Source organism: Acinetobacter sp. SFA (assembly GCF_001647535.1).
GTDB lineage: Bacteria > Pseudomonadota > Gammaproteobacteria > Pseudomonadales > Moraxellaceae > Acinetobacter > Acinetobacter pecorum.
Genome location: NZ_LSZI01000017.1, coordinates 64,459 through 86,921, shown reverse-complemented (window position 1 = coordinate 86,921; position 22,463 = coordinate 64,459). Strand labels below are relative to the sequence as shown.

Annotated in this window: 20 protein-coding genes and 5 tRNA genes; 8 read left to right on the top strand and 17 right to left on the bottom strand. The window is 45.3% G+C overall.

Features of this window, described 5'->3' with window-relative positions:
- Nucleotides 1-87: 87 nt before the first annotated feature.
- From AY607_RS08840 to tpiA, 11 genes are all read right to left on the bottom strand, one after another.
- Nucleotides 88-492 carry a ribosome-binding factor A gene (locus AY607_RS08840; RefSeq protein ID WP_064102366.1) on the bottom strand — a complete coding sequence of 135 codons (405 nt, stop codon included), beginning with the start codon at nucleotides 490-492 and terminating at the stop codon, nucleotides 88-90.
- A complete protein-coding gene (gene infB, locus AY607_RS08835; protein WP_064102365.1) occupies nucleotides 492-3,197 on the bottom strand; it encodes a translation initiation factor IF-2 in 2,706 nt (901 codons plus the stop codon). Before infB ends, AY607_RS08840 begins: the two co-directional genes overlap by 1 nt.
- A gap of 10 nt (nucleotides 3,198-3,207) precedes the next feature.
- Nucleotides 3,208-4,692, bottom strand: coding sequence for a transcription termination factor NusA (gene nusA, locus AY607_RS08830; RefSeq protein WP_064094628.1), 1,485 nt, complete (start codon nucleotides 4,690-4,692; stop codon nucleotides 3,208-3,210).
- Between the two features lie 35 nt (nucleotides 4,693-4,727).
- On the bottom strand, nucleotides 4,728-5,252 hold the full coding sequence (gene rimP / locus AY607_RS08825) for a ribosome maturation factor RimP (RefSeq protein ID WP_064094629.1): 525 nt from the start codon (nucleotides 5,250-5,252) through the stop codon (nucleotides 4,728-4,730).
- 223 nt (nucleotides 5,253-5,475) lie between these two features.
- Nucleotides 5,476-5,552: transfer RNA gene (locus AY607_RS08820), tRNA-Met, on the bottom strand.
- Between the two features lie 88 nt (nucleotides 5,553-5,640).
- Nucleotides 5,641-5,717: transfer RNA gene (locus AY607_RS08815), tRNA-Met, on the bottom strand.
- Nucleotides 5,718-5,783: 66 nt separating this feature from the next.
- Nucleotides 5,784-5,860, bottom strand: a tRNA-Met gene (locus AY607_RS08810).
- Nucleotides 5,861-5,940: 80 nt separating this feature from the next.
- Nucleotides 5,941-6,017: transfer RNA gene (locus AY607_RS08805), tRNA-Met, on the bottom strand.
- Between the two features lie 53 nt (nucleotides 6,018-6,070).
- Nucleotides 6,071-6,155 (bottom strand) — tRNA-Leu (locus tag AY607_RS08800).
- Nucleotides 6,156-6,208: 53 nt separating this feature from the next.
- Nucleotides 6,209-6,538, bottom strand: a complete 330-nt coding sequence (secG, locus tag AY607_RS08795; protein WP_064094630.1) for a preprotein translocase subunit SecG — start codon at nucleotides 6,536-6,538, stop codon at nucleotides 6,209-6,211.
- 13 nt (nucleotides 6,539-6,551) lie between these two features.
- Nucleotides 6,552-7,343 carry a triose-phosphate isomerase gene (gene tpiA / locus AY607_RS08790; protein WP_064094631.1) on the bottom strand — a complete coding sequence of 264 codons (792 nt, stop codon included), beginning with the start codon at nucleotides 7,341-7,343 and terminating at the stop codon, nucleotides 6,552-6,554.
- A gap of 277 nt (nucleotides 7,344-7,620) precedes the next feature.
- On the opposite strand from tpiA, the gene pilB reads away from it, so the two are divergent.
- Genes pilB through coaE form a run of 4 tightly spaced genes read left to right on the top strand, consistent with a single transcriptional unit; the run spans nucleotide 7,621 to nucleotide 12,052 of the window.
- Nucleotides 7,621-9,330, top strand: a complete 1,710-nt coding sequence (gene pilB / locus AY607_RS08785; protein ID WP_064094632.1) for a type IV-A pilus assembly ATPase PilB — start codon at nucleotides 7,621-7,623, stop codon at nucleotides 9,328-9,330.
- A 31-nt stretch (nucleotides 9,331-9,361) separates the two neighbouring features.
- Nucleotides 9,362-10,591, top strand: coding sequence for a type II secretion system F family protein (locus AY607_RS08780; RefSeq protein ID WP_064094633.1), 1,230 nt, complete (start codon nucleotides 9,362-9,364; stop codon nucleotides 10,589-10,591).
- Nucleotides 10,591-11,451: a prepilin peptidase gene (locus AY607_RS15320; protein WP_064094634.1), complete on the top strand. Its 861-nt coding sequence runs from the start codon at nucleotides 10,591-10,593 to the stop codon at nucleotides 11,449-11,451. The genes AY607_RS08780 and AY607_RS15320 overlap by 1 nt, the downstream gene beginning before the upstream one ends.
- A 1-nt stretch (nucleotide 11,452) precedes the next feature.
- Nucleotides 11,453-12,052 (top strand): dephospho-CoA kinase, encoded by a 600-nt coding sequence (gene coaE, locus AY607_RS08770; protein WP_064102364.1) that lies wholly within the window; start codon nucleotides 11,453-11,455, stop codon nucleotides 12,050-12,052.
- 21 nt (nucleotides 12,053-12,073) lie between these two features.
- On the opposite strand, the gene AY607_RS08765 is transcribed toward coaE, so the two are convergent.
- The 3 genes from AY607_RS08765 to AY607_RS08755 form a co-directional block, all read right to left on the bottom strand.
- Nucleotides 12,074-12,997, bottom strand: a complete 924-nt coding sequence (locus AY607_RS08765) for a DMT family transporter (protein WP_413772523.1) — start codon at nucleotides 12,995-12,997, stop codon at nucleotides 12,074-12,076.
- A gap of 6 nt (nucleotides 12,998-13,003) precedes the next feature.
- The gene (gene rlmB, locus AY607_RS08760; RefSeq protein ID WP_005101440.1) at nucleotides 13,004-13,753 is read right to left on the bottom strand and encodes a 23S rRNA (guanosine(2251)-2'-O)-methyltransferase RlmB; all 750 of its coding nucleotides are present in this window, start codon (nucleotides 13,751-13,753) and stop codon (nucleotides 13,004-13,006) included.
- Nucleotides 13,754-13,887: 134 nt separating this feature from the next.
- Entirely contained in the window at nucleotides 13,888-14,211 is a 324-nt protein-coding gene (locus tag AY607_RS08755; protein ID WP_004281089.1) for a pyrimidine/purine nucleoside phosphorylase, read from the bottom strand.
- A 441-nt stretch (nucleotides 14,212-14,652) separates the two neighbouring features.
- Here AY607_RS08755 and recN point away from each other — a divergent pair, with 441 nt between their 5' ends.
- The 3 genes from recN (at nucleotide 14,653) to ruvX (ending at nucleotide 17,419) form a co-directional block, all read left to right on the top strand.
- Nucleotides 14,653-16,314: a DNA repair protein RecN gene (recN, locus tag AY607_RS08750; protein WP_064102363.1), complete on the top strand. Its 1,662-nt coding sequence runs from the start codon at nucleotides 14,653-14,655 to the stop codon at nucleotides 16,312-16,314.
- Between the two features lie 114 nt (nucleotides 16,315-16,428).
- On the top strand, nucleotides 16,429-16,983 hold the full coding sequence (locus AY607_RS08745) for a YqgE/AlgH family protein (protein ID WP_064094638.1): 555 nt from the start codon (nucleotides 16,429-16,431) through the stop codon (nucleotides 16,981-16,983).
- Complete coding sequence (gene ruvX / locus AY607_RS08740; RefSeq protein WP_064102362.1) at nucleotides 16,976-17,419, top strand: Holliday junction resolvase RuvX; 444 nt, start codon at nucleotides 16,976-16,978, stop codon at nucleotides 17,417-17,419. The genes AY607_RS08745 and ruvX overlap by 8 nt, the downstream gene beginning before the upstream one ends.
- A gap of 60 nt (nucleotides 17,420-17,479) precedes the next feature.
- On the opposite strand, the gene AY607_RS08735 is transcribed toward ruvX, so the two are convergent.
- On the bottom strand, nucleotides 17,480-18,103 hold the full coding sequence (locus AY607_RS08735; protein ID WP_064102361.1) for an alpha-ketoglutarate-dependent dioxygenase AlkB family protein: 624 nt from the start codon (nucleotides 18,101-18,103) through the stop codon (nucleotides 17,480-17,482).
- A 159-nt stretch (nucleotides 18,104-18,262) separates the two neighbouring features.
- Here AY607_RS08735 and AY607_RS08730 point away from each other — a divergent pair, with 159 nt between their 5' ends.
- On the top strand, nucleotides 18,263-20,065 hold the full coding sequence (locus AY607_RS08730) for an ABC transporter ATP-binding protein (protein ID WP_064102360.1): 1,803 nt from the start codon (nucleotides 18,263-18,265) through the stop codon (nucleotides 20,063-20,065).
- Nucleotides 20,066-20,126: 61 nt separating this feature from the next.
- On the opposite strand, the gene phoU is transcribed toward AY607_RS08730, so the two are convergent.
- Both phoU and AY607_RS08720 read right to left on the bottom strand, forming a co-directional pair.
- On the bottom strand, nucleotides 20,127-20,846 hold the full coding sequence (phoU, locus tag AY607_RS08725; protein WP_064094642.1) for a phosphate signaling complex protein PhoU: 720 nt from the start codon (nucleotides 20,844-20,846) through the stop codon (nucleotides 20,127-20,129).
- 92 nt (nucleotides 20,847-20,938) lie between these two features.
- A complete protein-coding gene (locus AY607_RS08720; RefSeq protein ID WP_064102359.1) occupies nucleotides 20,939-22,285 on the bottom strand; it encodes a TolC family outer membrane protein in 1,347 nt (448 codons plus the stop codon).
- Between the last annotated feature and the right edge of the window lie 178 nt (nucleotides 22,286-22,463).

Sequence of the window (22,463 nt, the reverse complement as noted above, 5' to 3'; positions counted from 1 at the left end):
TTTAGATTGGTCTATCAGTAGCTCAATTTTTGATACAACCAGATATAAAAAAGCCACCCAAAGGTGGCTTTTTTATTGTCTTAAGACTTATTCATCGTCTTTTTTTGCTTCTGCTTCAGGCAAGTCCTTCACAGCTTCAGCGATCAAACCAAACATATAGTTACCATATGCATTGGTCTTATCATAATGGAAACGTAGACGAGGCGTAATACGGGTTTTAATACGACGACTCAGCTCATGGCGCAGGAAACCGGATGCTTTGTTTAATACATCCAAAGTTTCTTTATTTGCCGCTTCGCTCTGTTCGTCGCCAAGTTCACGTCCCATTACAGTGACATAAACTTCCGCATATCCCAGGTCTGGGCTCACCTTCACCGCAGAGATGGTCACCAAACCACCTAAGCGTGGATCTTTCAGCTCCTGACGGATCAGTTCTGACAACTCGCGTTGTACTGTATCCGCCATACGCTTCAGACGTTGACTACCCGCCATTAAAGACTCCGTTTAATCAGTTGAACATCATACACTTCGATCTTGTCGAGAGGTTTGATGTCTTTATAGCCTTTCACCGCAAGACCACATTCCATACCGGCACGAACTTCTTCAACCACTTCTTTGTAGCGACGAAGAGATTCAAGCTCACCCTGGAACACAACCACGTCATCACGTAATACGCGAATCGGTTTGTTACGATGTAATACGCCTTCAAGCACCATACAGCCTGCAGCCGCACCGAATTTACTTGAGTGGAATACTTCACGTACCTGTGCAACACCCAGAATCGTTTCACGATGTTCAGGTGCAAGCTTACCGCTCATTGCTGCTTTCACGTCATCGATCAATTGATAGATGATTGAGTAGTAACGAATGTCGATATTATCCGCATCGGCTTTTTGGCGTGCTGCATTATCCGCACGTACGTTAAAGCCAAGCAGAACTGCTTCTGAAGATTCAGCCAGTGTTACGTCAGACTCGGTGATTGCACCAACGCCTGAACCGATAATACGTACTTTCACTTCATCTGTTGCAAGTTCAGCAAGTGCTACATGCAAGGCTTCCAGCGTACCACGTACATCAGTTTTCAGTACCACATTGACGATAGGCACATCTTTCTTGCCCATAGACGCCATGATATTTTCAAGACGCATTGCAGATTGACGCTCAAGACGTTTTTGACGTTCACGGTCCATACGCGCATCAGCAACTTCACGTGCTTTCTTCTCATCGCTGACCACAAGAACTTCATCACCCGCCATTGGTGCTTCTGGAAGACCCAGAATTTCAACCGGAATTGAAGGACCAGCAGACTTGATACGTTTACCGTTTTCATCTGTCATCGCACGTACGCGACCATAAGACGAACCAGCAAGTACCAGGTCACCCACTTTCAGGGTACCGTTTTGAACAAGAATAGAAGTCACAGCACCACGGCTGTTATCTACACGTGCTTCAATAACCACGCCTTGCGCAGCACCTTCTTCAGATGCTTTCAACTCTAACATTTCTGCTTGAATCAAAATCAGGTCCAGCAGCTCATCAATACCTTGACCCGTGTGGGCTGAAACCATGGCAACCGGCACATCACCGCCCCATTGTTCAGGCACGATCTGTTTAGCAGTCAATTCATTCAGAACACGGTCTGGATCAGCAGACTCTTTATCCATCTTGTTGATCGCAACAATGATTGGCGTACCTGCAGCACGCGCATGATCGATTGCTTCTGCAGTTTGTGGCATGACACCGTCATCTGCTGCTACAACAAGTACCACAATATCTGTTGCTTTCGCACCACGTGAACGCATCGCAGTAAACGCTGCGTGTCCCGGAGTATCAAGGAAAGTAATGATACCTTTATCGGTAGTTACATGGTAAGCGCCGATATGCTGGGTAATACCGCCCGCTTCACCTTGAGCCACTTTGGCACGGCGAATACGGTCAAGCAGTGATGTTTTACCATGGTCAACGTGACCCATGATAGTCACAACAGGCGCACGAGTGGTTTGCGCACCACGTGCTTCTTCAGCTGCTTCCAGCAAGTTATCTTCAGCTTGTGTATCAGAAACCAGTACCGGATGATGGCCCATTTCTTCAACCACAAGTGCAGCAATTTCCTGATCAATCGCTTGGTTCTGAGTCACTAGCTCACCCATTTTCATGAGTGATTTAATCACTTCGCGAACCTTAACTGCCATTTTCGCAGCCAAGTCAGCAACTACAATCGTTTCACCGATTTCAACATCGTAAACCTGTTTTTTCACAGGTTTTTCGAAACCATGCTTGTTACCCTGGCTGGTTTTTAAACCACGTTTAGGCTGTTTGCTGAAGCTTTGCTCTTCCTGACCACGACGGCCACCTTTTTTCGGTGCACGCGCGCTCGGCGTATTGGTACCACGTTTGATTTCGCGGTCTTCTTTAGCAAAAGAGTCTTCATATGCCTGGCCAACAAGACCGGCTGCCAGAGGAGAATCATCAACAACACGAATGGTTGCAGTGGTATCTTCAGCAGAGTACTTGGTCGCCATTTGACGCATTTGTTCAAGCGTACGTTGCTGCGCTTCTTCAGCCGCTTTACGACGTGCTGCTTCTTCAACAGCTTTTAATTTTGCTGCTTCCGCTTCACGTAGTTTTTTCTGTTCAGCTGTTTCTACTTGCTTAACCGTTTGTTTTACAATCGGTTTATTGGTTGATTTGCGTTTTACCACAACTGCAGCTTTAGAAACTTCCTGCTTGTCGCTGGTTTGCTTTGCAGCAGCGCGCATCGCTTCTAGCGCTTTACTGGCATTATTGACGCCAGTTTTTGGAGCTTCAGCAGCAGCTTGCGCTGTATTCTGCTCAGGCGCAGCTTTGGCCTGTTGCTCAGCCTTGGCTTTCGCCAATGCTTCTGCTTTGATCTGTTCTGGATCTGGCTTAACAAATGTATGCTTCTTGCGAACTTCTACATTAATTGTTTTTGCCTTACCTGAAGTACTGGCTACTTTAGCCGTACTGGTCGTTTTACGTTTCAACGTGATTTGCCCTGCTTGGCTCTCTGAACCTTGTGATTTTTTCACATGGCTCATCAAGCTATCTTGTTGTTCGGTGGTAATAATATCGTCAGCTTTACGCTGTGGTAAACCTGCCTCACGAACCTGCTCTAGGAGCTTCTCAACTGGACGACCCACGCTGAGGGCTAACTCTTTAATTGACTTGTCCGTCATATACTACCTCCTAGTTAAACCATGATTCGCGCGCTTTCATAATGAGTTGACCCGCTTTCTCAGCACCCAAACCTTCAATATCTGCGATATCGTCGGTTGCCTGATCTGCTAAATCATCCACGGTTACCACACCACGAGCTGCTAGAGCTTGCGCGATCTCTGCTGTCATGCCTTCCATTGCAACAAGTTCTTCACTTGGCGCTTGGATATTCTCTTGCTGTTGTAATGCATCAGCAAGTGCAATTTCTTTCGCACGGCTTTGCAATAATTCAACTAGTTCAGCATCAAGTTCGATTTCATCGAATGTTTCTGCCGGGACGTAAGCAATTTCTTCAAGCGAGGTGAAGCCCATTTCTACTAATGCCATCGCCAAATCTTCAGCGATATCCAGACGTTGTACAAACATGTCCAGATATTGTTGCGCTTCGTTTTGTTGACGGGCGTAGTATTCCTCTTCCAGCATCATGTCCAGCTTATAGCCAGTCAGTTCTGATGCCAGACGAACGTTCTGACCTTGTGAACCAATCGCACGTGCCAACTGATCGCTGGCAGCGAAGATAATATCCGCAGTACGTGCATCTTCATCGATGACAATACTCGATACATCTGCTGGTTCCAATGCACTTGCGATATATTGCGCAGGATCATCCGACCAGACTACGACATCAATACGCTCACCATTGAGCTCTTGCTGTACAGCCTGAATTCGGGTACCACGCATACCAATACAAGCACCCACCGGGTCAATACGGTGGTCATTGGTTTTTACTGCAATCTTGGCACGCACGCCCGGTTGACGAGCTGCAGCTTTAATTTCAATAATTTCTTCAGAAATCTCAGGGATCTCTTTCTTCATCAATGCGATCAGCATTTCAGGCTTGGCACGCGACAATAACAATTGCGCACCGCGACCTTCACGGTTCACGCTATAAAGAATTGCACTTACGCGCTGCTTTGGACGAAGAATCTCTTTCGGAATCATTTCTTCCCGGGCAAGATAAGCTTCGGCATTGTCACCTAAGTCGATAATAAAGCCATCTTTGGTTTGTTTTTTCACTTCACCGTAGATCAGCTCGCCGACTTTAGATTCATAAGCATCTGCCACAAGTGCGCGTTCTGCTTCACGGATTTTCTGTACGATCACTTGCTTGGCAATTTGTGCCGCAATACGACCGAAATCAATCGATTCAACTTCCAGTTCACGAATGTCGCCAATTGACCATTTTGCAGGATCAACATCAGAAATCGCATCCTGACAAGCTGGCATTTCATGATCTTCATCTGCCACCACTTCCCACTGACGGAAAGTGCGATAGTCACCTGTCTTGCGATCGATTTCTACACGTAAACGTGCTTCTTCCGAATTTGTACCTTCGTAGAATTTTTTCTTTGTCGCTGCAACTAAAGCTTGCTCAAGCGCCTCAAAGATCGCTTCACGAGGTACACCTTTTTCGTTACTAACCGTTTCAACGACGGTCAGAATTTCACGTGCCATACGTCACCTATGCGTTCAAATTCTTATTTATTAAATTAATCTTGGAAGACCAAATTTGCTTTATCAATATTGTGACTGTCGATCTCCAATACCTGCTGCTTTTCCACTTCAACCTGAATCATTTCATTTTCCAGGTCGACAGCAACCAGTTTTGCCTGGAATTTACGACGGTTATCTACTGCGCTGATCAATCGTAGTGCTACGGTTTGACCAATATAACCTGACATCTGCTCAAGCTGAAAAAAAGGACGGTCCCAGCCTGGTGATGAAACTTCAAGTGAATACTCACCTGAAATTGGATCATGGACATCCAGCATTGCACCCACTTGCTGCGTGACACGCACACAATCCTGAACGCCAATACCACGCCCCTGTTCTTCTTCACCATCTTCATTAACGACTGGTGCAACGCTCTCATCGACTGGTTTGTCGATATAGATACGTAATAACGAACGTTTCCCTTGTGGCAGGAACTCAATCCCCCAAAGGTTTACATTACAGGCTTCAACTGCCGGTGCAATCAAGTCCTGAAGTGCTTGAGTTTTATTTGATAGCTTCATTTACTCTCGTCATCTGGTGCGATTTTATGATCTATTTGACCACTACAAACCAATACAAACTATAGTAGTAGTGAAACATGGAGATTTGATCAAATAATGTCGACACTACACGATAGCCAATAAAAAAGGGCGTAAATCGCCCCAATTACTGCACAATTTAAGACTTTTTTCAAATCCCACTGTGCAAAAAGGCCCACCTTGTTGTGAGCCTCTTTTAGAAACTTGGTAGCGGGAGCTGGATTTGAACCAACGACCTTCGGGTTATGAGCCCGACGAGCTACCAGACTGCTCCATCCCGCATCAACGTGCAAAAATTATATACAAAAAATGAGATCTTTTCAATCAAAACCGCATCATTCTGCATATTTGTGATCTGTCGCTGAAAAAATGGTAGCGGGAGCTGGATTTGAACCAACGACCTTCGGGTTATGAGCCCGACGAGCTACCAGACTGCTCCATCCCGCATCAGCGTACAAAAAACTTTCAGCTTAATATTCCAAGCTGCTTTTAAAGTTTGCATCTTTAAAAGATTGGTAGCGGGAGCTGGATTTGAACCAACGACCTTCGGGTTATGAGCCCGACGAGCTACCAGACTGCTCCATCCCGCAACAATATGCAAATTATATTTCTCAGCTTAATACTGGTTTAAGCTGCCTCTTGAAAGTTTGCGTCTTTAAAAAGGATTGATTGGTAGCGGGAGCTGGATTTGAACCAACGACCTTCGGGTTATGAGCCCGACGAGCTACCAGACTGCTCCATCCCGCATCAATAGAAGTTTTTCAGCTGCATACACCAACTTAAATTTCTGGATTATAAGTTGGTGCGGAAGGGGGGACTTGAACCCCCACGCCCGAAAGCACTACCACCTCAAGGTAGCGTGTCTACCAATTCCACCACCACCGCAGCTGTGACGCATTCTAGTCGCATCACTCAAAAAAAGAAAGGACTAATTAAAACTATTCGGCCGTTTTTGGTGCAGTTGGTGAAGTTTCAACCGGTTGTACCGGCGCAGTCGGTGCGGACTGGACTGATGACAAACTATACGCATTTGTTGTTTGCTTCTTGGCAAGAACCGCCAAAGTCAGACTGGTTACGAAAAACAGCGCAGTAAAAATCGCAGTCAAGCGGGTCATGAAATTACCCGAACCTGATGCTCCGAATACTGTTGCTGCACCGCCGCCGCCGAAAGAGGCACCAGCATCTGCACCTTTACCATGCTGAACCAAAATCAAGACAATCATCAAAACAGCTAAGATAATATGTACTACCAGCACAAAAGTTTGCATGCCGAACTCCTAATTATTGTGTATTTGCAAATGCCTGAGCAATTTTATGGAATGACTCAGCATTGAGTGATGCACCACCGACCAATGCCCCGTTGATATCCGGGCAGGCTGCTAACTCTACTGCATTTTCCGGCTTGACACTACCACCATATAAAATCGCCATAGTCTCGCCATAGCCCGTAATCTGGCTTAAGCCTTGACGGATTTGTGCATGCATGGCTTGCGCATCTTCAGGAGAAGCAGTTTTACCGGTTCCAATTGCCCAGATCGGTTCATAGGCAATCACGACATTTTTCCACTGATCAGCATCCACCACAGCTGCAATATCACAAATCTGCTGCAATACTACTGCTTCTGCCTGCCCGGCTTCACGTTGTTCCAAGCTTTCACCTACACAGTAAATCACGGTTAAACCGGCACTTAAAGCATGCTTGATTTTAGCATTTAAAATGTCAGTATTTTCCGCAAATATTTCTCGGCGCTCAGAATGACCTACCAATACATACTGGATTTGGCTGTCTGCAAGTAATTCAGCACTGACTTCACCGGTGTAGGCACCCATTCCTGAAATACGTGAAACATCTTGCGCTACTGTGTAAATAGGACGAGAAGCGGATGACAGTTCTGCCTGAATCTGGCTTAACGCAATAGCCATCGGCGCCACACCCAGATGACATTTACCCTCAGAGATTGGTGCTGTTTCCAGTAAACTCTTGATACCACGCACCAAGCTCAATGCCTCTGCCTGCACCGGATTCATTTTCCAGTTACCTATCACCCAAGGGGTAATCGTCGAAACCGACATAATTAACCTATTTCATTTACATATTTTCAATTGGGCACATTCTACACGGAATTGGAAAATTAAAAGAATAGTTTTCTTATCACTCATTCTAGGTTTAGACTATCCTAAATGGTTATTTTTTGTTATCACTTAAAAAAATAGGGACTTCTTCTAACCAGTTCATAGTTTTACTGGATATGAGGAAGGTGGCAGCACTCTTTGCTATGGCATTTTTACGTAACAAACGTATAATTTTAATATAGTAATTAAAAAAATTTGATGAGTAGGCATTTATAGCATGACAGCTTTACAGGGGTCGCCGAGATTTACCGGATTTATTCGTCGTTTGGTCGAGGAAGGCGTAATCTCGGCTGAAGATATGCGCAGTGCTTTGGCGCATGCCAAGCAGGAAAAAATAGATATTGTGGCCGAGCTGATTAACCAGCAACAGCTTTCTCCCACCGTCATTGCCGAAACGATTTCAGTCGAATTCGGAGAACCGCTATTTGATATCAGTGTTTATGACCCTGCTCAAATCCTGCGGGATATCATTGACGAGAAGCTGATTACCAAGCATCGCATCCTGCCAATTTTTAAAAATTCCAGTATTTTATATATTGCCATCAGTAACCCGACCAATATTGAAGCAATTGATGCGGTCCGTTTTTCCACCAAACTCAACATTGAAACCATTATTGTTGAACACAATAAACTTGAAAAACTGATCGAGCAGAATTTTACCGAAGAAAGCACTTTTGAATTCGATGAAGACTTTGATCTGGATGTTGATGTCGAATCTGCTGATCCGAATAAAGAAGAGGATGACAGTAACAAGGGTGAAGAAGCACCGATTGTCAAATATATTAATAAATTGCTGATTGATGCGATCCGTATGGGCGCTTCAGATCTACACTTTGAACCTTATGAAAAAATCTATCGGGTACGTTACCGGGTCGATGGCGTTCTACGTCAGATTGCAACCCCGCCCTTACAGCTGGCAAACCGCCTGTCTTCACGTCTTAAGGTTATGTCACAAATGGACATTTCAGAAAAACGGGTACCGCAAGACGGCCGAATCAAACTAAAATTATCCAAAAACAAAGCCATTGATTTCCGTGTCAACTCTCTCCCTACCCTGTTTGGCGAGAAGCTGGTACTGCGTATTCTGGATCCATCCAGCGCGATGCTGGGGATTGATGCTCTGGGTTATGAACCGGAACAAAAAGAACTGTTTATGCAGGCGCTGGACAAACCGCAAGGGATGCTGCTGATCACCGGCCCGACGGGTTCCGGTAAAACAGTTTCTCTTTATACTGGTCTGAATATCCTAAACCGTGAAGATACCAATATTTCGACAGCGGAAGATCCGGTCGAGATTAACCTGCAAGGGATTAATCAGGTCAACGTGAATAATAAAGTCGGCCTGACCTTCTCTGCCGCACTGAAGTCCTTCTTACGTCAAGACCCGGACATCGTAATGGTCGGTGAGATCCGGGATCTGGAAACTGCCGAGATTGCGATTAAAGCGGCGCAGACCGGTCATATGGTGATGTCAACGCTGCATACCAATAGTGCGCCTGAGACTTTAACCCGTTTACGCAATATGGGGGTGCCTTCTTTCAATATTGCCACTTCAGTCAACCTGGTTATTGCACAACGGTTGGCGCGTCGTTTATGTTCACAATGTAAAAAACCTGCCGATATTCCGAAACAAAGCTTACTGGAGATGGGTTTTACCGAAATCGACTTGCAGCAACCTGAGTTCCAAATTTATGAACCGGTGGGCTGCAATGAATGTCGCGAAGGCTATAAGGGTCGTGTGGGTATTTATGAAGTTATGAAAGTAACACCCGAAATTTCCAGAATTATTATGGAGGACGGCAATGCACTTGAAATTGCCGATGCTTCCGCACGTGCAGGTTTTAACAATTTACGCCGGTCAGGTTTAGTCAAGGTGATGCAGGGGGTGACTTCTTTACAGGAAGTCAATCGTGTCACCAGCGAATGATCAGGCGCTGATCTAAAATAAGGATAAAGGTATGGCAGCAGTAAAGAAAGGCCAGATGATGCCAATCTTCAGCTATGAAGGAATTGATCGTAAAGGGGCAAAGATCAAGGGGGAATTGCCAGCAAAAAATATGGCTCTGGCCAAGGTCACCCTTCGGAAACAAGGCATCAGCATAAAAACCATTCGGGAAAAGAAAAAAAATATCCTTGAAGGCTTGATGAAGAAAAAAGTCTCGACACTGGATATTACAATTTTTACCCGACAGTTGGCGACCATGATGAAAGCCGGGGTGCCGCTGGTACAAGGCTTTGAAATTGTCGCAGAAGGTCTGGAAAATCCATCCATGCGCGAAGTTGTACTGGGAATTAAAGGGGAAGTCGAAGGGGGTAACACTTTCGCTGGAGCACTACGTAAATATCCTCAATACTTCGATAAATTATTCTGTTCGCTGGTGGAATCAGGCGAGCAGTCGGGTGCTCTTGAAACCATGCTTGATCGTGTTGCGATTTACAAAGAAAAAAGCGAACTGCTCAAGCAAAAAATCAAAAAAGCGATGAAGTATCCGGCTTCGGTAGTCGTGGTTGCGTTGATCGTTACCATTATTCTGATGGTCAAAGTGGTCCCGGTTTTCCAGGAATTATTTTCTTCATTTGGTGCTGATCTGCCCGCTTTTACCAAGATGGTGGTCAATATGTCGGACTGGATGCAAAAATATTGGTTCCTGCTGATTATTGCCATTGGAGCCATCATTACTGCTTTTCTTGAAGCCAAAAAACGTAGCAAGAAATTCCGCGATTTTCTGGATAAAGCGGCGCTCAAGGCACCGATTTTTGGTGATCTGGTATATAAAGCGATTATTGCCCGTTATAGTCGTACTTTGGCCACCACTTTTGCAGCTGGTGTGCCCTTGATTGATGCACTGGAATCTACTGCGGGCGCAACCAATAACGTCGTATATGAAGATGCTGTGATGAAAATTCGTGAAGATGTTGCCACAGGCCAACAGCTGCAGTTTGCTATGCGGGTCACCAACAAGTTTCCTTCCATGGCCATCCAAATGGTCGCAATTGGTGAAGAGTCAGGTGCGCTAGATGCCATGCTGGACAAAGTAGCTACGCATTATGAAAATGAAGTCGACAATGCAGTGGACGGCTTAACTTCGATGATGGAGCCGTTAATTATGGCTGTTCTCGGTGTGCTTGTCGGTGGTCTGGTGATTGCCATGTACCTTCCAATTTTCCAAATGGGTTCTGTGGTTTAATGCAAGATCTTATTCAATATTTTATTCAAAACCCAACGGCGTTGTATATCGCAGTTGGGCTTTTTAGTTTATGTATCGGCAGTTTTCTGAATGTAGTGATTTACCGCACGCCCAAGATGATGGAACAGGAATGGCGTACTGATTGCCAGATGTTCCTGCATCCGGAACAGCCGGTGATTGATGAAGTGAAATTAAGTTTAAGCAAACCCGCTTCGACTTGTCCTAAATGTCATCAGCCAATCCGCTGGTACCAGAATATCCCCGTTATCAGCTGGCTGGTCCTGCGCGGAAAATGTAGCAACTGCCAGAATCCCATTAGTATCCGCTATCCATTTGTTGAAATTCTGACGGCAGTTTGTGCACTGCTTGTCGTAGCAGTATTTGGCCCTACCCTACAAATGCTGTTTGGTCTGATCCTGACTTATGTACTGATTGCGCTAACCTTTATTGATTTTGACACCCAGCTATTACCTGACCGTTATACCCTGCCCTTGGCTGCACTAGGTCTGGGGTTAAATAGTTATGCACTCTATACCTCCCCAAGCTCTGCCATCTGGGGCTATATCATTGGTTTTCTGTGTCTATGGATAGTGTATTACCTGTTTAAAATCATCACCGGTAAAGAAGGCATGGGTTATGGCGATTTTAAATTACTAGCGGCTTTGGGTGCCTGGATGGGTCCATTATTACTGCCTTTAATTGTGTTGCTGTCTTCCCTAGTAGGTGCGATTATCGGTATCATTCTGCTAAAAGTCCGCAAGGAAAATCAGCCTTTTGCTTTTGGTCCCTATATTGCGATTGCCGGCTGGATTGCTTTTCTTTGGGGTGAACAAATTATGAAAGTGTATTTAGGTCAATAAATTGAAATTTGTACTCGGTTTAACTGGTGGGATTGGCAGTGGCAAGTCTGCTGCCAGTCAGTGGTTTGAAGCACAAGGGATCACGGTAGTCGATGCCGATGTGGTAGCACGTGAAGTGGTTGAAATCGGGCAGCCTGCACTTACCCAGATTCAGCAGGCTTTTGGCGATTGGGTACTGCTTGCCGATGGCTCACTGAATCGGCGTGCCTTGCGTGAATATATCTTCCAGTCTCCTGAAGCACGCAAGACCCTGGAAAGTATTACCCATCCAGCAATTCGCACTTCCATTATCCAGCAACTACATGCTGCGCAAAGTCCCTATGCCATTCTGGTTTCACCACTACTATTTGAGACCAATCAGCACGAACTCACCCAGCATACCTTGCTGATTGATGCCACCATCGAACTGCAAATTGAGCGAGCCTCACAACGTGATGGCCAGAATATCGAACAAATTCGCAATATCATTGCCGCACAAATGTCCCGCGAACAAAAGCAGACCATGGCCGATGATATTGTCCTAAATGATGGTCATCTGGATCATCTCTATGCTCATCTCAGACTATTACATCAAAAATATTTAAACATGGCAGCCAGCTGAAGCATAAAAAAAGCAGTCTGATTAAGACTGCTTTTTTTGTTCTGCCAATTTTCGGCTCAGACTGTCCTGATGCTGTAACCAGCGCCACGGCTGTAAGGCCCCAACTGCCATACCCATCAGGCCACAGACCATGGCCAGACTTAAAGTTTCATTTAATAAAGGTACAGCCAGAATTGCCGCAATAAAAGGTGCAAGATTGGTAATACTGCCTGCCTTAAATGCACCAAGACGCTTGATGGCTTCTACATAGCTTAAAGTGGCAATAATCACCACAAATATGCCGTGAAAAATGGTCTGAAACAGTAAATGCTTGGGTTCAGGCACACTCAAATTTTTCGGTAAAAATAGCAGATAAATCGGCACATATATCACTGCCGACCAGATCGCGACCCCACACATTGCCTGCCATGCAGTTAGCTGATATTTACGCAATAAAACGGTAAAAATCGCCCAAAGTATGGCACTGATAAAAAACAGCCCGTCCCCTGCCCCAAAGGCCACACCAGTTTCCCGATACATCAGCATACTCATGAGGCATAGTACTACGATCATAATGATCAGGCTGGCCCAGGTATGTTTATCAAAAGCCTGCCCCATCAGAAAAAAAGCCATAATCGCGGTACAGATCGGAATACAGCCATTCAAGAAAATTGCAGCATGGGCGGTAGGTGCGTAGTGAAAAGCACTATAGGCAAACAGGCAATAAATCACCCCGCCAATCATCGCTAAAATAAAAGGCTCTTTTTTCAGTAAAAAAGCGGCCTCTTTACGATAAAGCAAGATCGGCATCAGAATCAGGAATGCCAGAGAAAAACGCAAGGCCACGATATCCCAGGCACTGATCTGCCAAAGCGCATTCAGGCGGGCCGTTAAGGTAAAACCGCCCCAGATGCACATGGTAACAACTAAAAAAACATAGCCTTGCGTACGGTCTGACAATGTCATCATCAATTAAAGGTTACGCTGACGGCAGGCTTCATACAGCGCCATACCTGTAGCCACACTGACATTCAGACTTTGCAGATTGCCTGCCATCGGAATATACACGGTCTGATCACATTGGCTTTGCGTGATTGGACGCAGGCCAGTATCTTCCGCACCCATCACCACACAGACGCCGGTACCGGTGAAATCAAAATTCTGGATCGGTAGTGCTTTTTCATCCAGCATGGTACCGACCACACGAACATTAAAATCTTCTTTGATTTGACCCAAAGTACGCGCCAGATTGGTCACCTGAATGAATTTGACTTTGTCCGCACCACCTGCAGCCACTTTACGTGCTGTCGGAGTTAGGGTGGCTGAACGATCACGTGGCGCAATCACTGCCTCAACGCCCATTGCAGCGGCCGTACGGATACAGGCACCGAGATTATGCGGATCGGTAATATGATCAAGAGCCAATAACAACGCTTGAGGATTTGCGCTCAACAGTGATTCAAGATCTTTTTCATTCAGTGTCGGATGTGCACGTACCGCAGCGACCACGCCTTGGTGAAACGGCTGGCCGGCCAATTTTTCCAGTTTGTCACGGCTGGCTTGCTGCACACTGATCCCAAACGGTTCAGCCAGTTCCAGTACACGCTTTAAACGCTGATCATCGCGTCCTTTGAGAGTGAATAATGTCAAGACACGTTCAGGCTCAAGCTCTAACAATGACTCCACTGAATGTACGCCATAAAAATATTCAGGTTTTGCCATGAACGACCTCTAGATTAGTTATATACAAAAGAAAAATCCCGTAAAGCTGACTTCACAGGATTTCTGTAGCTGATTAGTTTAACCGATTCGCACTGAAATTTCTTGCCCGGTTTACACTGATCTTGAATCTGGACTTAACCTTCAAAATGGCAGACATAGTCCAGCACATCATCGGTTTCGATTTTAAAACGGCTATTGCCCGGTACATAGAAAGACTGACCGGCACGGAACAGCTCACTTTCTTCGCTATCGCCAATCTGAACACGGCATTCACCTGAAACAATTTCCATGCGCTCAGGAACATGTGTTTCAAAGGTCAAGGCATTTTCTGATGGCAGAATGACACCCAACGTTTTCTTGGTCCCGTCTTCAAATTGTACAATGTGACTAATACACAACCCGCCGAAATATACATTAGATTTTTTAAGTACCGATACATGATCAAACTGAGCTGACATGCGATTTCTCCAGATAAAGCATTTTGTAATATTTTGATTGCTGTAGTTTAAATGTGCACCCTCAACTAATCAATCGAAGTTTATCGACGTCGATAAAATATTCTGTATCGCTGAATCCCTTTTAGTTGCAGCATGTTTTGGCCTGTATTTTGCTGGCATATCGGCTTCAGTTTCGACTTAACCACCTTCTGCTGAAATAATTTTATTTCAACTATTAGCTTAGAGAATATTGATGGCAAAAATATGAAAATCAGCAATGAATTAACATACTTCTGAGTCAGCTTGTTGCGAAAATACAGTGAAATAAGCATATATGAATCTTTAAAATTTAAGATAGAATGAAATTGATTCGTCCTGATTTATAATAATCCCAGCCATGTTGCGACCCCCAATCCGACATCAGGCTATTTCAATCAAACTTTTCGCAGCCCGGATGCGTTTATGCTGACACATTTAACTCTGATCAATTTTGCTTTAGCTGAGCATCTTGCTATTGATATTGATAAAGGTTTTAACGTTTTAACCGGTGAAACCGGTGCAGGTAAATCCCTGTTACTAGATGCATTGTCTGCCTGTCTGGGTGAGCGAACCGATACCAATTATGTGCGTTATGGTACGGAAAAGGCGGATGTCACCGCCAGCTTCAGCTACCAAGAGCACAGTCCTGAAGCAGCCTGGTTGAAAGAGCATGAACTGGATGATGAATCAGGTGAAATTCATTTGCGTCGGGTAATTTTTGCTACCGGCCGCAGCAAGGCCTGGATCAATGGACGTCCGAGCAGCCTGTCAGAGTTGAAAGAAATTGGGCGTCTGCTGGTTCAACTTTATAGCCAGCATAGCCAGCAGCAACTTCTGGAACCACCTTATCCAAAACACTGGCTGGATCGCTATAGCAATTTTTATGCACCAGCCCAGGAAGTGCGGGACGCTTATAGCACCTGGCAGAAAAATATTCGTCAGCATCAGGCAGCGCTAGATGCACAAGCGACCCGTAAGCAGCGCATGGAAACCCTGGAACTGCAGCTAGAAGAACTGGAAGAAATTGTTCAGACGGATTATCAAGAGATTGAACAGGAATTTGACCGGCTTTCCCATCATGAAGCGATCATGCAGGACTGTGTCTATAGCCTGAATAGTCTGGATGAAGGCGAACAGAATATTTCCCAAGAACTGGCTTCCATTCTACGTCGCATGGAATCACATGCCGGTCGTAGCGAACAGCTTTCCCAGATTCATACTTCTTTACTAAATGCCCAGAGTGAACTCGAAGATGCAACGGCAACATTACGCCAGTTTATGGATCGGCAGAGTTTTGATCCGGAACGTATGGAAGAACTGAATTCAACGCTGGAAATTTTTCATCGTTTGGCGCGAAAATATCGCACCCAGCCGGAATTACTAAAAGAAGAATATGAGGCCTGGCAGCTTGAACTTGAACAGCTACAGCAACTCGAAGATCCGGAAACCTTGGCCGAGCAGGTCGAAGTCTCTTATCAGGAGTTTATGCACAAAGCCCAGCATCTGGACCAGATCCGTCGTGATGCAGCTGAGCCACTCGCTAAAAAACTGACTGAACAGGTTAAACAGCTGGCGCTGCCTGAAGCACATTTTGAGTTTAAATTTGAGCCTCTGGAGCATCCATCCAGTGAAGGTCTGAGCTTTATCCAGCTACTTTTCACGGCCAATAAAGGCATTCCGGCTCAGCCGCTGGCCCGCGTTGCATCAGGCGGTGAATTGTCGCGTATTGCGCTGGTGATGCAAGTCATGAATGCGGAAAAAACCGAAGCCGAAGTTCTGGTCTTTGACGAAATTGATGTCGGGATCAGTGGCGGTACTGCAGAAATTGTCGGACGTTTACTGGCCGGTCTGGGCCAGCATGTACAGATTTTGTGTATCACCCATCAGGCACAGGTGGCAGCACAGTCTGATCATCATTTGCTGGTGAAAAAACAGCAGACCGATCCTGCCAGCAGCATCATTATCAATCTTGAAGAAAATAATATTATTCAGGAACTTGCAAGAATGACAGGGGGTATGGAAATTAGTGAAACGACTTTACAGCATGCCCGTCAGTTACGTCAGTTGAAATTTCAGCAGGCTTAAAACTTTACAATCCGGACAAATAAAATTTGGTGAATCCAAAAAGCTCGAGTAACGTAGCAATTAGGATCATTGGATTTCTCTGCGAAGAAATTAATTTTAAGGAGAACTGCTCAGGTGACCAAACAGTTTCTGACACATCGTTGTCTGATTGCACCGCCGCATGCGAATAATGATTTTTTTGCCCGGACGGTCATTTATCTCGCGCGTCATGATGAAGATGGTGCTCAAGGCATTATTATCAATCGACCTGCCGGCATTCAAATTAAAGAATTGCTGAATGATCTTGATATTGAGGCAGACAACGTCAATCCGCATGAAGTATTGCAAGGTGGCCCTTTACGTCCCGAGGCCGGCTTTGTCTTGCATACTGGCCAGCCAACCTGGCATTCCTCCATTGCAGTCGGAGAAAATGTCTGCATCACGACATCCAAAGATATTCTGGATGCGATTGCACATAATGAAGGGGTCGGTCGCTATCAGATTGCCCTTGGGTATGCCAGCTGGGGCAAGCATCAGCTGGAAGAAGAAATTGCTCGTGGTGACTGGCTGATATGTGATTCCGATATGGATCTGATTTTTAACTTACCTTATAACGACCGTTGGGATGCTGCCTATAAAAAAATGGGCGTAGACCGCAACTGGTTATCTTCCGAGATTGGACATGCCTGATGTAAACGCGCCACAAACGATTATGGCGTTTGATTTTGGTACACAAAAAATGGGAATGGCTGTCGGTCAATCCCTGATTGCAAGTACCAATCCCTTAGCTTTATTCCCCATGAAAGATGGGATCCCCAACTGGGATGAACTGCTTAAAATCATAAAAAGCCATCAACCAGGCTTATTTCTGGTGGGTTTGCCACTAAACATGGATGATAGCGAATCTGAACTGTCGACACGGGCGAGAAAATTTGCCCGCCGTTTGCGTCATCAGACCAATATTGAAACCTGGATGGTGGATGAACGTTTGACCACCCGTGAAGCACGCGATGAACTGGATCATTATCAGGCGCAAGGTCGTGGCAAAAAACTGTCTGCGGACAGTATTGCGGCTGCCCTATTGATTGAAAGCTGGTATCGACATCCTGCCGGAATCACACCTTAATTTACTTTGAAAGTTTTAAAAAAGTATCCTTTTGGGTACTTTTTTATGTCTGAATGCCGCCTAAGGATAAAAATAACGAAAAGTCAGATTAATTCTAGGTTGCAGCACTTTAGTGGTTTTACGGATACAGTGCTTCCAGTATTGCTGAGTCTGTCCACGCATTACAATCAATTGACCACTCTGCAACAGCAGATCGACTGTTGCCTGCTCGGTTGTTTTATGTTTAAAGCTCATCTTGCGGGTAGCACCCAGACTGAGCGAAGCAATAACATTTTCCCGGGATGTTCCCACATATAACGCAGCTTCATCATCACTGTGCCAGCCCAGACCTTGCGAACCATCTTCATATAAATTGGCCAGACAGGAATTAAACGAATGACCGACCAGCTTTTCAATATGCTGTTTTAAACGGAACAGACCCGGTGTCCAGATCTGAGCCTGCTTGAAACTTCCAGAGTAGTGATACTGATAGTGTTCATCGCCATACCACACCACTTTGCGTCCCGTAATATAATGCTTGCCAAATAAATTCACTTCGTCCGGCTGCCAGACCAGATGAGCTAAAAAATGCTGTAAATATTGCTGGCTCTGCTTTTCATCCAAAATCTGGCCATAATCTTCCACGACCCCATCAAAGGGTAATAGATTGGCTTGAGCTTCAGGCGCAAAAAGATCCAAAGTCATTTTAACAGATGGCCTAAAAGTACGATATTTGCTAAAAATCTTGGGACTTAAGCTGAAAAATTACAATCCGGTTTCACAAATAAATACAACATTTGCTCTTGTCGCCATTTTTATTCCTGCCTAGACTGAGCTCAACTTTGACAATAAAAATAATTGCTTATGAACTTATGGCAGCTGTTTTTAAAACTTCGTCCCTTTGTACGTCCTTATCGGCTGCTGGTAATTGCCACCCTGATTTTAACCCTGATCGGCTCCTTTACTGCACAGGTCAATGCGCTGACCCTGCAATACGCTGTCGACAGCATCAATGCCCTACTGGAAAAGGGCCAAGGACTGGAGCAAGGCTGGCATATTTTGATTACCATCTCTGCCATTTTGCTAGGCAAAGAAGTAGTTAATGCACTGGTCCAGTTTGGACAGAAGTTTTATGGCGAAAAGCTGCGGATTTTTGTGTCTCAGGATCTGGCTCAAGGCATCATTGAAAAGTTTTTAAAATACCGGCTGGCTTTTTTTAATCAGGACAATAATCAGGCTGGAAAACTACAAACCCGGATTGACCGTGGCATCAGCTCCCTCACCCGGCTGGTACAGATTTTCTTTATTGATATTTTACCGTTGTTTACCAGTGCAATTGTGGCGCTGGGCCTGATGTATTACGCCAATGTCTATGTGGGTCTGGTGGCCACTGCCATTGTCCCGATCTATTTCTGGCTGACCTACAAACAGGCGCAGAAACTGGGGGGCTGGCGTCGTAGTCTGCGAGATGGCCGGGAGAAAAAGAGTCAGGGCATTCTCAGCATCATCAACTCGATTACGGTCATTAAATCTTTTAACCGGGAATCGATTGAATCTGAAAAGCAGCTCAACTTGCAGCGCGAACTGACCGACAACCAGATGAAAACCCGTCAAACCAGCTTCCTGTTCGATGGCCTAAAAACCTTTATTGAACAGATCGGCATTGTACTGATTATTATTTTGACCTCCTATTTTGTACTGGATGGCCAGATGAGTATTGGCATGATTATGTACCATGTACTGCTCTTTAATAACGTCTCTGCCCCGATTCGCTCTCTGCACCGGATTTATGATGAAGTAAATGATGCCATGATCTATTCGGAGAGCTTTTTCAAGATTCTGGAAGCCGATGATGAAATTGAACCAAGTGGCCAGCAAACACCACCCGTAAAAGGCCGGTTTGAGCTGTGTGGGGTGAATTTTTATTATCCAAATGGCTATCATGCCCTGAAAGATATCAATATGGAAATCCGGCCCAATACGATTACAGCATTGGTCGGCTTATCTGGTGCCGGAAAATCAACCTTGATCAGCCTGCTGGATAAATTTTATGAACCGCAGCAAGGCCAGATCAAACTGGATGGCATTGATTTAAAAGACTATGACACCCAGTATCTGCGTGATCATATCGGGCTGGTACTGCAGAAAAACCATATTTTCCAAGGCACGGTTTTTGACAATATCCGTTATGGAAAAACCAATGCCAGCAGGGAGGAAGTCATCGCTGCGGCCAAAAAAGCCTCGATTCACGAACAGATTTTGCAGTTGCCGGATGGCTATGATTCCGATGCTCTGCAACTTTCTGGCGGACAGCAACAGCGGATCGCCATTGCGCGGATGTTCCTGAAAAACCCGCCCATTATTTTTCTGGATGAACCGACCGCGAGTCTGGATGCGATTGCAACAGAACAGATCAAACAGAGTCTGGACCAGATCAAGCAAGGTCGTACCGTGATCATCATTTCACATAGCCTGTCGCAAATCATTGATGCGGACTATACCTATGTCATGAAAGAAGGTTGTATTGCCGAACACGGTGAACATGATGCACTTTATCATCAGGATGGCGTGTATAAGGAAATTTTTGATGCGATGGCCAAAAGTCTGAATATTGAAAAAATAGCCAAGACTTTTGAAGATGATGCAGAAGAAGAAACCCATAGCTAGCTTTTCTATCCTCATCAAAAAAACCTCCAGTACGGAGGTTTTTTATTTGAATTGGGGAGATTTAACGCTGCACTCTCTGTTCAATTTCTTCAACGCTGGTATGGCGCACATCAAAACCTTTGACCATATAAATGACCTGTTCCGAAATATTCCGGGCATGATCACCAATTCTTTCTAGCGAACGCAGTACCCATAAGACATTGATGACACGAGTGATATGCCGCGGGTCTTCAATCATATAAGTCATGAGCGTACGTGTCGCCGACTGATATTCACGGTCAATATCTGCATCTGCCAACATGACTTTCAGCGCCTGATCTACATCCAGACGCGCAAAAGCATCCAGTGCATCATGAATCATCACCCGCACCTGGTTGCCGATATGCCGGGTTTCCATATAACCGCGCGGTGAACCACCCTCTTCACACAGACTTTGTGCAATCCGACCTATTTTTGAAGCTTCATCTCCGATCCGCTCCAGATCGGTATTGGCTTTAGACATGGCAATTACCATGCGCAGGTCAATCGCAGCAGGATGACGGCGCGCCAGAATCAGGGTCAGCGCTTCATCGATTTCACGCTCCATCTGATTTACGACATTGTCCTGGAACTGCACGTCTATTGCCATTGAAACATCTGTATCCAATAAGGCATGAATGGCGTTGGCTACCTGCTGTTCTACCAGTCCGCCCATTGTCATAAATTTGGTATTGACGTCCTGCAATTCATCATTAAATTGCGAAGAAATGTGATGAGTTAATACAGGATTATTTGGACACAAGGAAAGCTACTCCTGAACGGCAGAGAAAAAATGATTAATAATAAGTCATATTAAAGCATATCTATGATGAAAGTTTGATGACAATCGTGATGCTATAGAGGCTGCGATGGATCATATTCAATCAGCCAGGCATTCAGCGCTGCCAGTTCCTTTTCAGTCAACTGCCCGACCGAGGCCTGCAATTGCAGGACATGTAGCAGATAATCATATTTGGCATTCAGATAATCGGTCTTGGCAGAAAAGGCATTGCGCTGGGCCAGCAACACATCAACCATGGTCTTTAACCCTTCGTCATATTGTGCTCTGGATGCCCGCGAGACAACTTCCGATGATTCCATCGCAGCTTGACGTGCATTCAGCTTGGCCTGATCGGTTTCTACCTGCATGAAGGACTGCTTTACATCAGCATTGGCTTTACGGATCGCAGCCTCCAGCTGGGCTTCACTTTTTTGTACATTTATGCCTGCCTGACGAATACTTTTTTGCGTGCGTCCCCCGGTATATAGATTCCAGTTCACTTCAACGCCAATCTGGTCAAAATCGCCGTTGCTGGACATAATCGTTTCCGGTGACTGTTTGAGATAGCCATAGGTGCCTACGGCTTCGACCTGAGGATATAACGCAGCCTGTTCGACGCGTTTGGCATCTTCAGAATATCGTCTTTGCAGACGTGCCTGCAGAATTTCCAGATTCTGATTTTGCGCCAAATCTATCCAGAACTGCATATTACTCGGAACCGGTTTCTGGAACTGAAAGTCGTTGCGTAATACTGCCAGATTTTCCCGATAAGGCCCAATTAACCGAGCCAGCTGCTCTTGAGCCAGAACCAGCTGGACCTGAGTTGAAATCCGGTTGGCCTGGGCACTTTGATACTGGGCATTGGCCTCACTCACATCACTACGGGCTACCAGACCTTCTTTCAGTTTGGCATTCATCATTCGTAGCTGTTCAGATAAAGCCTGTTCTTCCTGCAAATATGCTGTGGTCAAAGACTGCTGCCGTAAGACATTAAAATAAGCTTCAGCCACCTGTAAAATATGCTGCTGTTTTTGCAGCTGTAAATTTACTTCACTCAGTTCGACCGAGGTTTTGACCTGTTTATAGCCTTGCCAGGCATCCCAGCGGAATAAAGGCTGGCGTGCAGTGAGTGCGAGCTGACGAGTCGTGGTGCTGGAAGTCACCAAGCTGGAAAATTGGGGATCGGCAGGCGCATCCGTGGACTGGTTTTTACGGGTCACATTTCCTGAAAGGGTAATAGTCGGCAGCAAGTTGCCGCTAGCAACCCCCAGATTGAGCTGATCTGCCTGATACTGCAATACATTCGCCTGCCAGGTTGGATCATTTTGCTGGGCACGTGCATAGGCTTCTTGCAAATCCAAAGCAAAAACCGACGGGCTGCTCATCAATAAACTAGCCACGACAACGAGTTTTAGTTTCATTTTATAGTATTAATCCCCAACCGCGATTCAAAGCAAAAAATTGCTGGCGCTTTAAGCCAAATTATACTAAAGATATCTTTTGAATTTTTACGTATGATTTTTATTAATTTTTTAATATAAAGATCAATTTTTATCCATCATTCATTCAATTTCTGCCCAGCCCTATCGGCAATGTAAC

Excerpts from the sequence above, each read along its gene's own strand:
- AY607_RS08730 (WP_064102360.1), top strand. The coding sequence starts at position 18,263 with ATGAACTTATGGCAGCTGTTTTTAAAACTTCGTCCCTTTGTACGTCCT.
- AY607_RS08720 (WP_064102359.1), bottom strand. The coding sequence starts at position 22,285 with ATGAAACTAAAACTCGTTGTCGTGGCTAGTTTATTGATGAGCAGCCCG.
- nusA (WP_064094628.1), bottom strand. The coding sequence starts at position 4,692 with ATGGCACGTGAAATTCTGACCGTCGTTGAAACGGTTAGTAACGAAAAA.
- pilB (WP_064094632.1), top strand. The coding sequence starts at position 7,621 with ATGACAGCTTTACAGGGGTCGCCGAGATTTACCGGATTTATTCGTCGT.
- recN (WP_064102363.1), top strand. The coding sequence starts at position 14,653 with ATGCTGACACATTTAACTCTGATCAATTTTGCTTTAGCTGAGCATCTT.
- AY607_RS15320 (WP_064094634.1), top strand. The coding sequence starts at position 10,591 with ATGCAAGATCTTATTCAATATTTTATTCAAAACCCAACGGCGTTGTAT.
- AY607_RS08735 (WP_064102361.1), bottom strand. The coding sequence starts at position 18,103 with ATGACTTTGGATCTTTTTGCGCCTGAAGCTCAAGCCAATCTATTACCC.
- rlmB (WP_005101440.1), bottom strand. The coding sequence starts at position 13,753 with ATGGCAAAACCTGAATATTTTTATGGCGTACATTCAGTGGAGTCATTG.
- rimP (WP_064094629.1), bottom strand. The coding sequence starts at position 5,252 with ATGAAGCTATCAAATAAAACTCAAGCACTTCAGGACTTGATTGCACCG.
- AY607_RS08765 (WP_413772523.1), bottom strand. The coding sequence starts at position 12,997 with ATGACATTGTCAGACCGTACGCAAGGCTATGTTTTTTTAGTTGTTACC.
- infB (WP_064102365.1), bottom strand. The coding sequence starts at position 3,197 with ATGACGGACAAGTCAATTAAAGAGTTAGCCCTCAGCGTGGGTCGTCCA.
- AY607_RS08755 (WP_004281089.1), bottom strand. The coding sequence starts at position 14,211 with ATGTCAGCTCAGTTTGATCATGTATCGGTACTTAAAAAATCTAATGTA.
- AY607_RS08780 (WP_064094633.1), top strand. The coding sequence starts at position 9,362 with ATGGCAGCAGTAAAGAAAGGCCAGATGATGCCAATCTTCAGCTATGAA.
- tpiA (WP_064094631.1), bottom strand. The coding sequence starts at position 7,343 with ATGTCGGTTTCGACGATTACCCCTTGGGTGATAGGTAACTGGAAAATG.
- ruvX (WP_064102362.1), top strand. The coding sequence starts at position 16,976 with ATGCCTGATGTAAACGCGCCACAAACGATTATGGCGTTTGATTTTGGT.
- secG (WP_064094630.1), bottom strand. The coding sequence starts at position 6,538 with ATGCAAACTTTTGTGCTGGTAGTACATATTATCTTAGCTGTTTTGATG.
- AY607_RS08840 (WP_064102366.1), bottom strand. The coding sequence starts at position 492 with ATGGCGGGTAGTCAACGTCTGAAGCGTATGGCGGATACAGTACAACGC.